This window comes from Bradyrhizobium sp. AZCC 1588 (assembly GCF_036924735.1).
Classification (GTDB): Bacteria; Pseudomonadota; Alphaproteobacteria; order Rhizobiales; family Xanthobacteraceae; genus Bradyrhizobium.
In genome coordinates this window covers 6,037,369-6,052,836 of sequence record NZ_JAZHSC010000001.1, presented here as the reverse complement: position 1 = coordinate 6,052,836, position 15,468 = coordinate 6,037,369, and the positions used below count along the sequence as shown (strand labels likewise).

The window sequence follows — 15,468 nt, the reverse complement described above, 5'->3', positions numbered from 1 at the left end:
TTATGATTGGGCCCAGTACTCCTAACGCCCGATCGCATCCAGAAATTGGTACCAGCCGGCGACCAAGCGGACCGCCGGTTCACGCAGCGGGTAAAATGGAATGGTCCTGACGCGGCGTGCGTCGAGCAAGCCAAGATCGACGGCCTCCCCACGCACAAGCGACGCGAGATAGCGGCCCATCAAGCTCGACATTGCGACGCCGGCGCCATTGTAGCCGACTGAATAAAGAGTGCGGTCATCGATGCGGCCGACATGTGGCACGGAATCGAGCGTCATGCCGACAAGTCCGGACCAGCGAAACTCCAACGGAACATCCGCGAGCTCGGGGAAGATACCGGCCATGGCACGGCGTAGCGCCTCGAACGCGCTTTCCGAATCCTGCTTGCCGAAGGCGCCGCGGCCACCGAAGATGACACGGTCGTCGACCTTGCGGAACCAACGCATCATCCGCTTGGTCTCTGTGTAGGTTCGCCCCGTCGGCATCAAGCTGCCAGCGAGGTTCGGTGACAGCTTTTCGGTAGCGATGAGAGCGCTGCGGAACGGCACTAATGTGAGCTGCAGCCGCACGGTCGCCGATGTCAAGTCGGAATAAGAGTTGGTAGCGATGATCGCCTGACGCGCGCGCACGCTGCCGCCGGGCGTCTCGGCGATAACGCCATCGCCGTCACGACGGAGTGCGAGCACAGGGCTTTCCTGGAATATCGGCACACCGCGCTGCGCAACACCTTTAGCGAGCCCGCGCAGGTAATTCAGCGGATGGATGCCGCCGGAGCCGGGATTGAGCACCCCGCCGACAAAGCCCCGCGATCCCGTCTCTTCGCGCGCCTGATGGGCATCGAGGATACGAACTCCGGTGTCGCCCATCTCCCGCTTCATCCATTCGGCTTCGTCGATCGCGGCCTTCAGCGTTGCCTGATTGTGCGCGGCCTTGACCTGCCCGTTGCGCGTCAGCCGCGCACTCTCGATACCGAATTCGGACACCAGCTCATCGACCATGTCGACCGATTCATGCGCGATCTCGTACATGCGCCGGGCCATGGCGCGGCCATGGGCGGCGTCGATATCGCGGAACGAGAGGCGGAATTTCGCAGTGATGACGCCACCATTGCGGCCGCTCGCGCCCCAGCCGGGATGATTGGCTTCGAGCACGACCGGCGAAAGGCCGCCCTTCGCGATATGATGCGCCGCGGACAGCCCGGTATAGCCCGCGCCGATGATGACGACATCGGCCTTTACCTCGCCGGCAAGCTTCGGAAAGGCAGGCAATGACTCCGCCGTATCCGCCCAGAGCGAGGCGGCCGGTACCATTGGGGTCCAGACCTCTGCCATATCAGCCGCCCTGCCCTTTTCAGCTTCCAACCGCGGCGTCGGCGAATGCCTTCATCGTGGCGAAATGGAAATCGGGTTTTGTGAGCTCTGGCACCTCAGGCGTGCCGCCAAAGCCCTTCATGCCCTGGCGCCGCTCGATCCAGCAGACCTTGTAGCCAAGCTGGCGGGCGATACCGATGTCGTGATGTTGGCTCTGCGCCACGTGCAGGATTTCGGACTGCTTGTAGCCGAACGCCGACTGCCGGCCCTTGTTGTAGGCGAAGAATTCCGGATTGGGTTTCGCAACCCCGGTGTCGTCGGCGCAGATGGTGTCGTGGAAGGGATTGTCGAGCGCGTGGGAATAGCATGACAGCGCGACGCGATCCGCATTGGTCATAGCGACCAGGCGGAACTTGGCGCGCAAGCGCTTCAGCGCCTCAACCGAATCCGAAAACGGCTGCCAGCGCAGCACGGCGAGCTGGAAGGCGTCGCAGGCGGCATCGTCGGCCGGCAGTCCCAGCTCCTTGGCAAGGTAGCGGTAGACATGGAACATCACTTCGCTCGACCGCTCCGGATGCGCGTCGCGGCCGCGCTTGTAGGAGGCGAAGATCTGATCGTCGCTGAGCTCGGCCGCCTTTCGGTCGGAGATCCGGCGGACGGCATCGAGCACGCCGGCTTCGAAATCGATCAGGGTACCGACGACGTCGAAGGTGAGAACCTTGAAGCTATCATAGGACATTTTCATCTCTTGTTTCGGTTGGTCTATAGTTGCACTCGGACTTGATGATCGACGCTCATTCCCGCGCGTTCTCCTGCGCTTTGGGCACAATGATGGTGTCTTCGGGGTGAAGCGTTACGGTGAGTTCGCCGCCAACCGGAGGTAACAGGCGTGAAGCCTGGTAATGGCTGGGCTGACGCAGGCTCAGGCAGGTGCCGTCAGCCAGCTGCAGGAACACGCGCAAGCGACGGTTGGAACCGGCATGATCTCGTCTTATAGACTGGGCACTTCAGGGCAGCTCCAAGGCCGTCCCCGCCGCGCCAGATTTTCGATCTTGCCCGTGCTGGCGGGCTATCGCGCAAGCCAACCAGAGTTGGCTGAAAGGGGCAATTGCCAAATAATCACCGGCGACATAACATCAGGTTATGCCCGACCTCCGCCGGATGCTGCCCTCCAGCCACGCGCTGTTCGTCTTTGACGCCGCGGCGCGCAACGGCAGCTTCACCGCGGCGGCCGCCGAACTGAACGTCACCCAGCCTGCGGTAAGCCGAATGCTCGGACAGTTCGAGGATTATCTCGGCGTTCGTCTGTTCGACCGCACCAATGGCCGCGCGGTCCTGACGGAAGAAGGCGAAATCCTCTATCGCCGCGTATCGGATGGATTCCGCAGCATCGAAGGCGGCCTGATCGAAATCGATCGCCGCCGCAAGGGCACCGAGACGGTCACGCTCTCGGTCTCCTCGGCGTTCACCACGCATTGGCTGATGCCCCGCATCGACAAGCTGCAGCGCCAGTTTCCGACCGTCGATCTACGGTTTCAGCTTATCTCCGGTCCGCTGCGCGGGCCGGTCGACAATGTCGATCTCGGCATGCGGTTTCGCGATCGATACGATCCCCCGCGGAACGGCGCGCTGGTCATGAAGGAAGTTATGTTGCCGATCTGCAGCCCGGCCTATCGCGACGCGGACAGCGCGGATGGGCCGATCGAGCCCAACACCATCATCCGCCTCGCCGATACACCCGGCGACTGGGCGGCAGAATATCCGACCTTTCTCACCAAAAGATCAGGGCCTGCCAAGTCGCTGAGTTTTTCCGACTATGCGGTGGTGGTGCAGGCGGCGTTGCTCGGTCAAGGCATTGCGCTCGGCTGGCTTACGGTCGTATCGCATTGGCTGCTGACCGGCGCTTTGGTCCCGGCCTCAGAAACGCTCACCACGACACGGCGGCTTTGCGAACTGGTGCACCCGCATGACCGATCGATCCGGCCTGTCGTCAGCGAGATCCGCGACTGCATCATCGAGCAGATGCGCAGCGACATGGCCGCCATCGACCGGCTCTACCCGCGTTTACGGCTGATGGCTTTGAGCTATTAGGCGGTAGCCGCATTCCGCAGGGGTGAAGCCATGGCCTATGGTCGATCGCCGATGCATAGCGTCGTCCGAGGACGCGCGGCTTTGCCGCGCTCCTCACCAATGAGGGTTTAAGAAATCATCCTGAGAGTCTGTGCTCGGGTAGCCGCCCCAGCGCGTCATCAGCATTCTTCACCTTTACGCTGAACAGGAGCCCTTCTCTTTCCCACCGGCGACGAAGGCAGGTCCGTTCGCCATGCCGATCCTACCCTCGTTACTTGGATCGCGTTGAGCCCGACGTCGGCATGCCTCGAACCGACTGCTCAGATTTTTCCGTCAATAGATTTATCCGGATCTCCCGGTGCACACGTCGTGCACACGCAGCCCGCTACTAACTGAAACACTTGAACTCTCGTTCCAATACGCGCGCAGGTTCGCATATCCGGTCCTGAGGTCCAGCGGCTTCGAACGTCGGCCGATCGCCTCGCCGGCGATGTTGCCGGACAGATAGAATGTCAGAAGGAAACGCGAACCGGGCTGAAGGTGGACGAGCGCTGGCCGATCGAGTTTGAACCTGCCAAACACCGCAGAGATTTCATGATCGATGCTCGTGCGCAGAAAGATGTTCTGCCGGTCTGCCGAGCGGTAGATGAACTCGTCCGTCACGGCAGGCAAAGTCGGGGTGTGCGCCGTCGGCCGACCGGACAAGCGGTGAATGAACATCGCCTCGCCGACTGCTTGCTTCGACAACTGCATCACGGCCTCCTGAACGAAATAGTGCGTCCGCGGCATCCAAACGGGATTCCGCGCGCATGCAACTTACCAGTTTCCTGCTATTTCCGGTACCGATGCAGGCCGAGCAGCGAACGTTCACCGCTTGGCGCGGGACGCAAACAGGCCGACGCCCGGCGATTTACCTCGATTTGGGTCGCCGCGGATCCGGCCAGAACGACGTGTTGGCGCGCGCCAACCCGCCACCGATCCCGGCGGGAACGCCATCAGCGCGCCAACACCCCGCACCTGTCATCGTTCCGTCAGGCGCGAAGGCGACGGCGCACATGCCGCCGCCGACATGATCGACGGGAACGACATCGTGCCCTCGCGCGGCGAGTTCGCCACGCACGCTTTCCGGAAACCCGCGCTCGACTTCGGCTTCGAGCCCCCAACTGAAGACGCGCGGCGCCTCGACCACTTCCTGCACGCTCATGCCGCGATCGACAATGTTGAGCACCGCCTGCAGCACGCATGATGGAATCCGGTGTGCGCCCGGGAGCCCAAGCGCGAAGAGTGGCTTGCCGTCCTTCTTGCCGATCAGCGCGGAAATGCCGCTGGTAATGCGCTTGCCGGGCATCAACGATAGCGCCTGGCCGGGATGCAGATCGAACAGGAACATGTAGTTGTTAGGAATGATGCCGGTCCCCGGAATGACCAGACGCGCCCCAAACAGGCTGTTGATCGTCTGCGTCGACGTGACGATGTTACCCTCACTGTCCGCTATGGTGACATGCGTCGTGTTCGCGGATTCGTTCGATAGCACCTTCGAAGTGTAGGTACCCGCGCGTTGCGGATCGATTTCCGCGCTGCGTTGGCTGGCATATTCCTTGGAGATCAGCTTCGCAATCGGGACGTCGACGAATGCCGGGTCGGCGGTGGCTGCGCGGCGATCGGCGGCGGCGATCTTCAGCGCCTCGAGCACCAGATGCAGCGTTTGCGGCGTGCCTAAGCCGAGTGCCGCGATATCGAAGGCTTCGAGTATGTTGAGAATCTGAATGGTATGCACACCACCCAAGCACGGCGGCGGTGGACCGATGATCTCGACGCCGCGATAAGTGCCGCGTACCGGCCGGCGCTCAATAGTGGCCACCGCCGCGGACAGACGGGGCTGCCAGTGACAAACATCCGCAATATCTCTCGCCGCACTGACGCGCTTGGCTTAAGCCGGAAAGCCGATGCCTAGTGCCGTTCAACAGCTTCGCTGAGTATGCGACGGAGCCGAACCCGGAGACCAAGAAAAAAGACGTGGTCTGGTTCGCGCTCACTGAGGATCCAGACAAATGTCCTGAAGATCGTTCTGCGCCGAGCCGACAAGGAAGATCGGGCAGCGGCGGCATGACCGCCTGAAAGTAAGCGCCAATTAAACACGCGCTCTTGGATGCGGGCATCCTCGGCCCCTCCAGCACCGACCGCCAGGACGACATGCCACTGAGTCCGAGACAAGCGGATGGTTTGACTTGTTATAACATTTGACCCATTGTCCTAACTTAACCGGCAAAAGCCGGGTCAAGGAACAGCCAAGGGAGGACAGGAAATGCGGTCATTCAGGCCAACCAGGAGGACGTTCCTCAAGACCGGTACGGCAGCCGCCGCCCTGATCGGAATGGGTTCGGCCCTGCGGGAGGCTTTGGCGCAGGATGCGGATCTTACGCCGTACAAGTCGGCCAAGATCGATTGGCAGCAGGCTTCCGGCGAGACCATCACGGTCGCCGTGATCCCCGCGAGCTATTTCGAGAATCTGATCACGCTGGCACCGCAGTTCAAGGCGCTGACCGGCATCGACGTCCGCTTCGAAAAGATTCCGCCGGCGCAGATCCGCCAGAAGTGCGTCATCGACCTCACGTCAAAGACCGGCACCTACGCCACGCACGCTGCCGACCCGATGTATTACTCCCTCTATGCCGCCAACAAATGGGTCGAGCCGCTCGACACTTATCTCAAAGACAAATCGCTGACCGATGAAGCCTGGTTCAAGTTCGACGATATCATTCCGGCCTGGCGTAGCGCCGACAGCGTCGACGGCAAGCTCTACGGCGTTCCCTATGACGGCGAGGTTACCATCCAGGTCTATCGCAAGGATCTCTACGACGCGAAAGGCTTGAAGCCGGCCGACACGCTTGAGGCCTATGTGGCCAACGCCGCCGCGCTCAATAATCCGAACGACCGCATCTGGGGATGCGCACTGCGCGGCGTCGCCGGCGCCGGGCAGAACATGTACATCTATCCCTCGATCTTCCGCGAGTTCGGCGGCGAGTGGATGAAGGGCGGCAAGCTCACCGTCAACGGCCCCGAGGCAGAGGCCGCGCTTGCCTGGTACGTCGACGTGATGCGCAAATATGCGCCAGCGGCGGCAGCGAACTGGAACTGGCCGGACATTGCCGACGCGTTCTCGCAAGGGACAGTGGCGAACTACATCGACGCGCATTCCTCGGCGTCGGTGGTCAACAATCCGGAAAAATCGAAGGTGATCGGCAAGGTCGGCTATGCCCGCTGGCCCAAGGGCCCGTCCGGCAAGCGCGTCACCTCGATCTGGAACTGGGGCTTCCCGATCAACGCCGCACAATCGGACAAGAGGAGGAAGGCGACCTGGCTGTTCATCCAGTGGGCGACGAGTGCCGAGACGCAGGCGCGCACCGCGCATCGCTTTGCAGGTCCGACCAAGCGCTCCGGCGTCAACCGCACCTCGATCTGGCGCGATCCTGAGTACGTCAAGCTGATGAATGGCTTTGGCGCCAACTTCGTCGAAGCCACCATGCAGGCGCTGGAAAGCGATACCGACGTCGATTGGCGGCCGCGCGTGCCGCAATGGCCGGCGATCGGCGACACCATGGCGACCGCCATCCAGTCCGCCCTCTCCGGCCAGGCGACCGTGAAGGCGGCACTCGACGACGCGCAGCGCCGCATCGAGCCGATGATGCGCGGCTGATCGATGGCGCCGGCGGCAACCGCAACGAAGGGCAACGCGACCGCAATAGCGACAAGCGATTTCGGCCGCGTTCTGGCGCAGCGTGAGTGCCGGTTTGCCGCTGCGCTGCTGGCGCCGGCATTTCTCGCGCTGCTGGCGACGACCACCTTCCCGCTGCTGTTCCTGGTCGGGACGAGCGCCTTCCGCATGGATCTGGCAATGCCGTTCACCAACGGCTACGTCGGCCTGGAAAATTACAAGGTATTGCTCACCGACGAGCGGTTCTGGTCGTCGCTGTTGATCAGCCTCGTGTACACCGGATCGACCGTCATCCTGCAGGTGGTCATCGGCCTGGCGTTGGCGCTGCTCGTGATGGACATGAAGCGCGGCCAGGGCTGGTTTCGCGTCATCGCGATCCTGCCGGTGGTGCTGTCGCCAGCCGTGGTCGGCATGATCTGGCGCACCTTCATGCTCGCGCCGGAATTCGGCATCGTCGATTTCCTGGCGATCAATGCCGGCCTCGGCAGCAAGAATTGGCTCGGCGATCCCTTCCTCGCCATGATCTCGGTGATCGTGATCCATACCTGGCAGTGGACGCCGTTTGCGTTCATGGTGTTGCTGGCTTCCCTCGCGGCCCTGCCGGAGGATATCTACGAGGCGGCGCGGCTCGATCGCGCCACCGCCTGGCAGCGCTTCCGCCGCATTACCCTGCCTCTGCTGCGCCCGGCCATTGTCATGGTGATCATCATGCGGACCATGGTGGCACTGACCGCGTTCGCTGCGATCTTCACCGTGACCGCGGGTGGCCCGGGCACCGCGACGGAAATCCTCAATCTCTACGCCTATCGCAAATCCTTCACGGAGCTCTCGATCGGCTACGGCTCGGCACTGGCGGTGGCGCTGTTGATCGTCACCATCCTCATTTCGGCAGTTCTGTTCGCGATGCGGAGGGCAAAATGAGCGCCAACCGCATCCGCTTCCTTGCGCTGCTGGCGATCTCGCTGGTGTTCCTGCTGGCCTGGGCGTTCCCGGTGGTCTGGAGCGTGCTGAATTCGCTGAAGACCGACCGCGATGCGCTGGCCTATCCGCCCAAGCTGATCTTTCCGCCAACGCTGGAAGCCTACCGCGACGTGCTGTTCGGTTCCGGATCGATCCTGCCGAACCTGATCTCCAGCATGGTGATTTCGGTCGGAACCACGATCGTCACCATGCTGATGGCGGTGCCCGCGGCCTATGCGCTGGCGCGCCTGCGCTTCCGCGGCAAGAAGTTTGCCGGCTTCTATGTACTGGCGACTCAGATGCTGCCGCCGGTCGGTATCATCATTCCCTACTTCCTGGTGCTGCGGAACATCGGCTGGATCGACACCTACCAGGGCATCATCCTGATCTATCTGTCGTTCTCGCTGCCCTTCGCGATCTGGCTGCTGGTATCCTATTTCGAGGACATTCCATTCGAGATGGAGGAAGCCGCCTATCTCGACGGCGCGAGCCGGCTGCGCACGCTGTGGCGCATCATTATCCCGCAGGTAAGAGGCGGCATCGCCGTGACAGTCGTTTTCGTATTTCTCAATGCGTGGAACGAATTTCTGTTCGCCGTCGTCTTGAGCGGCAACACCGTGCGGCCAGTGACAGTGGCGATGTTCAACTTCGTCTCCGTGGAGCAGACGCTGTGGGCGAAGCTTGCTGCCGTCTCCGTTCTGGCAATGCTGCCCGTCGTCGTGCTCGGCGTGGTGGCGCAGAAACATATCGTCAAAGGACTGACGGTCGGCGCCGTCAAGGGCGGAGGACGCCGATGAACGGTCGCGGAAAGGTACGTTTCCAGGATATCGTCAAGATGCACGGCGACTTCGCCGCGCTGAAGAACGTCAATTTCGAGATCGCGCCCGGCGAGTTCTTTGCCCTGCTCGGCCCTTCCGGCTCCGGCAAGAGTACTACTTTACGGATTCTCGCCGGACTGGATGCGCCGACAGCCGGCCACGTCTTCATCGACGGCAAGGACGTCACCTCGGTGGACGCGAGGGACCGCGACATCGCCATGGTATTCCAGAGCTACGCGCTCTATCCACACATGACCGTCGCCGAAAACATCGCCTTCCCGCTCGAGATGAGCGATCTGCCGAAAAAGGAGATCGAGCCCGCGGTGCGGGAAGCCGCGCGCAGGGTGAAGATCGATCACTTGCTCGACCGTAAGCCTGGTCAATTGTCGGGTGGCCAGCAGCAGCGTTGCGCGCTGGCGCGCGCCATCGTGCGCAAGGCGCGGCTGTTTCTGCTCGACGAACCGCTCTCCAATCTCGACGCAAAGCTCCGGCTGGAGACTCGCGCGGAACTGAAGAAGCTACAGCGTTCGCTCGGCGTCACCGCAGTTTACGTCACCCATGACCAGGAAGAAGCGATGACGCTCGCCGACCGCATGGCGGTGTTCATGGCCGGCGAAATCCAGCAGGTTGGCACACCTGCGGAGGTGTTCGCGCGGCCGAACTCGATCGATATCGCCGGCTTCATCGGCAATCCGCCGATGAACCTGATACCGGCCCGTTATGTGAACGGCAGCGTCGTATTTGCCGGCCATACGTTGAAGACCAATATGCAGAACCAGGGCGAGCGCGACGTTATTGCCGGTATCCGGCCCGGCGCACTGCGCATGGCGCCGGACGGACTAAAGGCAAAAGTCGATCTCGTCGAGGATCTCGGCGACACCGCCGTGCTCGATCTCGACTGCGCTGGCACCGCAATGCGCGTGCGCATCAGCCATGAGGATGTGCCGCGCGAAGGCGATGTGATTTCGGTGACGGCCCGGCCGCAGGACATTCACTTATTCGACCCCAAGACACGAAAGCGGCTTTAAGATCATGCCCGCCCGCATCCGCAAGAAGCCTGTGCCGCTCTCTGCCGCCGCGCCGCCCGCCGCGGCGGGATCGGTGCCCCTGCACATCCAGATCCGCGAGTCGATCCGCCGTCAGGTTCGGGAAGGCGAATTAATCGACAAGACCGGACGCCTGATGACGGAAGCCCAGCTTGGCCGGCATTTCGGCGTCAGCCGCGTCACCATCCGCAACGCCATCTCGCCGCTGGTCCATGAGGGCATGTTCGCCCGCACGCGTGGCCGCGGCACGTTCCTGCGCTCCAATCAGCCTGAGAACTGGGTTGGCCGGCTGATGGGTTTTTCGGAAACCATCCGCGACGCCGGCTACCAGGCCGGCGCAAAGGTACTGCAGCAGGGCATGACCAACCGGCATGATGCCGATGTGCGCGAACAGCTGCGCGAACGCGCGGTGTGGCAACTCAAGCGGCTTCGTTTCGCCGACGACACGCCGATCGCGATCGAACACGCCTTCTATCCGCCCGACATCGGCCTGGAGCTCGAGAAGCGCGACCTCACCTCCATCATCATGTACAGCGTGTTCGAAGATGAACTCGGTCATCCCATTAAGGAAGCAAAGCAGACCATCAGCGCGTCGCTTGCCGACTCAACCAGCGCCAAACTGCTCGGCGTGAAAGCCGGTAGTCCCCTGCTCGCGATCGAACGTCTGACACTTGGTACCGAGGGACGCCCGCTTGAATTGCTGCGCTCTGTGTACCTGCCGGACTATTTCCGCCTCAGCATCAGCCTGACGCGGCGGCACCCGTGACTATCCCTACTCAGAAGGACCGAAAACCATGGCAAATGGCGGCAAGACTACCGACAGCCCCAACATCCTCCTCATCCTCAACGACGACATGGGGTTCTCCGATATCGGCTGTTACGGCGGCGAGATCGAAACGCCGAACCTGGATCGTCTCGCGGCCAACGGGCTGCGCTACTCGCAATTCTACAACACCGCCCGCTGCAGTCCGTCCCGTGCTTCGCTATTGACCGGGCTGCACCCCCATCAAACCGGCATCGGCATTCTCACCTACAGCAACGGGCCGGAGGGCTATGCCGGCAATCTGAACCGGAGCTGCGTGACGATTGCTGAAGTGCTGAAGCAGAAGAAATACAAGACCTATCTTAGCGGCAAGTGGCATATCGCCAGCAATTTGACCGAGCCGACCGACGCATGGCCGCTACAACGCGGATTTGACCACTTCTACGGCACCATCATCGGCGCCGGCAGTTTCTACAATCCGAATACGCTGACGCGCGGCAACGACAATATCGAGCACGAAGCCGAGAACGATCCGTCGTTCTTCTATACCGACGCGATTAGCGACCAGGCCGCTTCCTATATCCGCCAGCACAAGGCGGAAAATCCGGACAAGCCGTTCTTCCAGTATGTCGCCTACACGGCGCCACACTGGCCGCTGCACGCCCATGACGAGGATATCGCCAAGTACAAGGGACGCTTCGACGCCGGCTGGGATCGCCTACGCGAACAGCGGCTGCAGCGGCTGGTCGATGACGGCATCATTCACCCGAACTGGCAACTCACCGATCGCGACCCGACCCGGCCGCCGTGGACCGAAGCGCAGCACCGCGAATGGACGCTGCGCTGCATGGAGGTCTACGCGGCGCAGATCGACCGCATGGACCAGGGCATCGGCCGCATCCTCGCGGCCCTCGAAGAGACCGGACAGATCGATAACACGCTGATCATCTTTCTCTCCGACAACGGCGCCTGCGCCGAGGACATTCCGCAAGGCGTGACCGCGCGCGAGCTGGTCGATCAACTCATGATCGCCAAGGCCAAAACGCGCAAGGGTGAGCCCGTGCAATTCGGCAACGATCCCAACCTGATGCCCGGCGGCGAACACACCTATCAGAGCTACGGCACGGCGTGGGCCAACCTGTCGAACACGCCGTTCCGGCTCTACAAGCACTGGATCCATGAGGGCGGGATCGCGACGCCGTTCATCGTGCACTGGCCGAACGGGATCAAGGAACGTGGTGGCCTCCGGCACAATCCGAGCCAGCTCCCGGACGTGATGGCGACCATCCTCGATGTGACCGGCGCAACCTATCCGAAGGAATACAATGGCAATACCATCCTGCCTTGCGAAGGCGAGAGCCTGGTGCCGTCGTTTTCCGCGGCCTATGGTGGCCGCGGCCCGTTGTTCTGGGAGCATGAGGGCAACGCCGCCGTTCGTGTCGGAAAATGGAAGCTGGTGCGGAAATATCCTGATGCATGGGAACTCTATGACATGGAGCTCGACCGTACCGAGATGCACGATCTTGCCGCCCAACACCCGGAGCGCGTTCGCGACATGGCCGAGCAGTACGAGCACTGGGCCAACCGCTGCGGCGTGATCCCGCGCGAGAAAATCCTTGCCCTGATGGAAGCGCAAGGCGAGACCGCCTTCTGGGAAGAGGAAAAGCAGAACTAGCGCGACAGACGATGACTGCCCATGACTGACGGAAGTCCCCGTTGCTGTATGCAGCGTCAGGCCGGCGAGCCGGCAGCAACGACCGCCGCCTCGGCGATGGCGATCGCGCCCAGTCCGAAGCCGATCGCGCGGCGCTGGAGTCCGCCGATCGGCGGCTCCTTCCTGATGGGCTCCGACCACAAGCGATTTCCCGATGACGGCGAAGGACCGGTGCGGAGCGTCACCGTCGGCGCGTTCGCGATCGCCTGCTACGCCGTCAGCAATCTGCAGTTCGCCGAGTTCGTTCGAAGTACGGGCTATACCACCGACGCCGAGCGTCATGGCTGGAGCTTCGTGTTCGAAGGGCTGTTGTCGGATGAGGCGAAACGCGCACCCGTAAATCGCGCGGCCGAGACGCCGTGGTGGGTGGCGGTGCCGCACGCCTATTGGGCCCAGCCCGAGGGACCACGCTCAACGATTTTCGAGCGATCAGACCATCCGGTCGTGCACATATCCTGGAATGACGCCAGGGCCTATTGCCAGTGGTCGCGAACGCGGCTGCCGACCGAAGCCGAGTGGGAAATAGCCGCCCGCGGCGGGCTGGAGCAGGCCGCCTACCCCTGGGGCGATGAGCTGACGCCCGCAGGCGAGCATCGCTGCAACATCTGGCAAGGGAAATTCCCTGACCTCAATACCACGGATGACGGCTATCTCGGCACCGCGCCGGTTCATGCCTTCGAGGCAAACAGCTATGGCTTGTTTAACGTTGCCGGCAATGTCTGGGAATGGTGCGAGGACACGTTCTCGCCGCGCTACCATAAGGTCACGGCGAGTGAAAATCCCCTCCACGGCGCGCCAGCGCCCAACCGATCGCTGCGCGGCGGCTCATTCCTCTGCCACGACTCCTACTGCAATCGCTATCGCGTAGCCGCGCGCAGCTCGAACACACCGGATAGCTCTGCGAGCAACATCGGATTTCGAGTTGTTCGTATTTGAGCTCGATCGCCGTACGAGGCGGTCCGCGAACACACCTGGCAAGGGCTCAAGCGAGACGACGAATATGGACACCCTCCTAGGCGCTCTGCCATAGAGCTTGTCGCTTAGACGTTGACGCATCCGTACGCGAGAATATGTTGATCTCGCAAAGGGATCATCAACGAACCGCGAGCCCGCGTCAGGAAAAACCTGTCGGATGCGCAATATGCAAATACACCAGTTGTGCTTGTTCAGGCGCTCTTACCGAGTCGCTAGTTGGCATTCGCACATAAGCCGACGGTCTTTGTGGGCCATTTTGCTTATTTTGGCGTTCCCCGCCTATTGCCTAGCCGGCGAAGGGAAACCCATCAGCATCACCGTGGCGGCCGACCAAACGAAGGCCAACGGAGAACCCTGGGATGGCATTCCAGGCCTTGGCGGGGGGCGCGGTCCGACGGCCATTCCCATCCCCCACAAAAATGCGCCGGATCTGGCGGTCTGCGTCGTTCGTTTGGAAGCGCCTCCAGAATGCAGGATGCGGTATGTGAACTTAAAGCAATATTCGCTTTGCCAGAACAGCTATGATTGCATTTTTAAGCGGGTGAGCATCCCCGATGGTCCCTTCGGGCTCATCATTCTGGATTTGGACTTACGGCGGCATGACCTAGTTGGTTTCCTTTTAATGACTGCTGGGAAGGCTCTTACTCCTGACGAGCGAGCCGCTTTGGAAAGTGAGATTCGGAGAAGAGCGGACCAGTTAGCGCCCCCTTTTTCCCAAGGAGAGAAGCAACGCAGGTTGAGGGAGATGCTTGTTGTTCCGATGGACCGCTGCGCCGAAGCTAAGGGATGCAGGCTCGTCCAATCCGAAATCCGCGTGAACTCGGCCGAGTGATCCTTGCCGGGGCAGCACCGTCCCGTCGCCACGTCAAAGGTGATACGAGCGGCAAGCCGCCTTTGACGTGCCGCCGTGACGGCGCAATGGACCGGCCGTCGCCAATGCCCAGGTCTGGGCAATTGCCCGTGGCTTGACCCGGAAACCGCGCTAGGAGGCGTTTTTAGACGCTTTCGGCTTGAGCCTGGATATCATCGTCGAGCTGACCTTGAAACAGGCGCTATTGACTTCAGGTGCTCTCCGGATTGGCGTCGGCGAAGCGCCCGACTTTGTTGGTCCGGCGAGAGCTTGGGCTGCGCCAAACTTCACACCGCGCAGCCGGGCTCGCTCGCGACCGGCGGCGGTCCGCCTGTCCTCTCGTGTCTTTCGCGCGAGTACCCGACCAGTGCCGCCAGCACTTCGCCCAATTCGTGGCGTGTCCGCCCACGGCTCCGCCAGCGATTTATAAGCCGCACCACGCGATGGGATCTCGGCGAGGACGCTCAGCATCTTGACGGGGCCGCCCCGCGTGAGACGATCGAGAGCCGACACAATCACGATATCGCCTGGCCGCAGTCTGCGGAGAAGTTGGTGTGAGAAACGCGGCGATTATCCTTAGTGCCGCTTTCCTTTTCACAAATGAGCACCGAGCCGCGACCAGACGCGACCACGGCTGTCGCACAAGGGGCTAAGCGACGAACCATGGCCGGTCCGGCCGGAGGAGAGAAATCGATCCTCCAAGCTTCTTCACGGCGGCGCGGAGCCTTTCGCAGCATACTTCACTTGCCGGTATCGCAAGCCTTTCTTGGCGATTTCGTCTGAACTCAACTCCCGCTCTGCTTTCACCCTCCGAAGATCGATTTGCGAACTCAGGCTGCGGCGCACTGCGTCCACTGCCGATTGCCTGGTCGGATGTCCCACATAGAAAAAGCAGTACTCTAAGAATACACCACCTCTTTGGCGACGCCGGCCGATGCTTACGACCCACGCCTTTCTCGCGCATTCTTCCATTCGATCGCCCTGTCCCGAGATCCCACCAATCGAATCGTTCCGTGTTGTACCTAACCTTGGCCTCCGCGTGTGTCAGGATATCCCCGACAAACAAGGGTGTGCGCCCCTGTAAGGCTTCCAGCGGTGTAGATGCGTGACAGACCGTCCCCGTCCCTACCGATCGTGGCACATTTTTTTGCCGACCAAACAATTCACCCGCAGCCCCTCAACTACCGGCACCGTCTTCCACTCTGGTGTGGCCGTGGGTAACCGGTCCGAGCCTCCTCCCAGAAACTCT

General features: G+C 61.8%; 13 protein-coding genes and 1 pseudogene. 9 read left to right on the top strand and 5 right to left on the bottom strand.

The window, feature by feature from the left end; translation table 11 throughout:
* Window positions 1-21: 21 nt before the first annotated feature.
* Entirely contained in the window at window positions 22-1,329 is a 1,308-nt protein-coding gene (locus V1277_RS28040; protein WP_334419097.1) for an NAD(P)/FAD-dependent oxidoreductase, read from the bottom strand.
* A 19-nt stretch (window positions 1,330-1,348) separates the two neighbouring features.
* A complete protein-coding gene (locus V1277_RS28035) occupies window positions 1,349-2,047 on the bottom strand; it encodes an HAD family hydrolase (protein WP_334419096.1) in 699 nt (232 codons plus the stop codon).
* 404 nt (window positions 2,048-2,451) lie between these two features.
* Here V1277_RS28035 and V1277_RS28030 point away from each other — a divergent pair, with 404 nt between their 5' ends.
* Window positions 2,452-3,399: a LysR family transcriptional regulator gene (locus V1277_RS28030; RefSeq protein ID WP_334419095.1), complete on the top strand. Its 948-nt coding sequence runs from the start codon at window positions 2,452-2,454 to the stop codon at window positions 3,397-3,399.
* 321 nt (window positions 3,400-3,720) lie between these two features.
* Here V1277_RS28030 and V1277_RS28025 read toward each other — a convergent pair whose 3' ends face one another.
* Together V1277_RS28025 and V1277_RS28020 are read right to left on the bottom strand one after the other, a co-directional pair.
* Window positions 3,721-4,167: a hypothetical protein gene (locus tag V1277_RS28025; protein ID WP_334419094.1), complete on the bottom strand. Its 447-nt coding sequence runs from the start codon at window positions 4,165-4,167 to the stop codon at window positions 3,721-3,723.
* A gap of 121 nt (window positions 4,168-4,288) precedes the next feature.
* Window positions 4,289-5,230, bottom strand: coding sequence for a gamma-glutamyltransferase (locus V1277_RS28020; RefSeq protein ID WP_442894603.1), 942 nt, complete (start codon window positions 5,228-5,230; stop codon window positions 4,289-4,291).
* A gap of 5 nt (window positions 5,231-5,235) precedes the next feature.
* Between V1277_RS28020 and V1277_RS28015 the strand changes: the two are divergent.
* From V1277_RS28015 to V1277_RS27980, 8 genes and pseudogenes are all read left to right on the top strand, one after another.
* Window positions 5,236-5,421 (top strand): annotated as a pseudogene (locus tag V1277_RS28015) (SOS response-associated peptidase); the annotation flags it as partial.
* Window positions 5,422-5,683: 262 nt separating this feature from the next.
* Window positions 5,684-7,075 (top strand): ABC transporter substrate-binding protein, encoded by a 1,392-nt coding sequence (locus V1277_RS28010; RefSeq protein WP_334419092.1) that lies wholly within the window; start codon window positions 5,684-5,686, stop codon window positions 7,073-7,075.
* Window positions 7,076-7,078: 3 nt separating this feature from the next.
* Window positions 7,079-8,014 carry a carbohydrate ABC transporter permease gene (locus V1277_RS28005; RefSeq protein WP_334419091.1) on the top strand — a complete coding sequence of 312 codons (936 nt, stop codon included), beginning with the start codon at window positions 7,079-7,081 and terminating at the stop codon, window positions 8,012-8,014.
* A complete protein-coding gene (locus V1277_RS28000) occupies window positions 8,011-8,850 on the top strand; it encodes a carbohydrate ABC transporter permease (protein ID WP_334419090.1) in 840 nt (279 codons plus the stop codon). Before V1277_RS28005 ends, V1277_RS28000 begins: the two co-directional genes overlap by 4 nt.
* Complete coding sequence (locus V1277_RS27995) at window positions 8,847-9,899, top strand: ABC transporter ATP-binding protein (RefSeq protein WP_334419089.1); 1,053 nt, start codon at window positions 8,847-8,849, stop codon at window positions 9,897-9,899. Before V1277_RS28000 ends, V1277_RS27995 begins: the two co-directional genes overlap by 4 nt.
* A gap of 4 nt (window positions 9,900-9,903) precedes the next feature.
* Entirely contained in the window at window positions 9,904-10,683 is a 780-nt protein-coding gene (locus tag V1277_RS27990) for a GntR family transcriptional regulator (protein ID WP_334419088.1), read from the top strand.
* Window positions 10,684-10,711: 28 nt separating this feature from the next.
* A complete protein-coding gene (locus tag V1277_RS27985; RefSeq protein ID WP_334419087.1) occupies window positions 10,712-12,355 on the top strand; it encodes an arylsulfatase in 1,644 nt (547 codons plus the stop codon).
* A gap of 21 nt (window positions 12,356-12,376) precedes the next feature.
* The gene (locus V1277_RS27980) at window positions 12,377-13,330 is read left to right on the top strand and encodes a formylglycine-generating enzyme family protein (RefSeq protein ID WP_334419086.1); all 954 of its coding nucleotides are present in this window, start codon (window positions 12,377-12,379) and stop codon (window positions 13,328-13,330) included.
* A gap of 1,021 nt (window positions 13,331-14,351) precedes the next feature.
* Here V1277_RS27980 and V1277_RS35075 read toward each other — a convergent pair.
* Complete coding sequence (locus V1277_RS35075) at window positions 14,352-14,732, bottom strand: hypothetical protein (RefSeq protein ID WP_442894523.1); 381 nt, start codon at window positions 14,730-14,732, stop codon at window positions 14,352-14,354.
* Window positions 14,733-15,468: the final 736 nt, after the last annotated feature.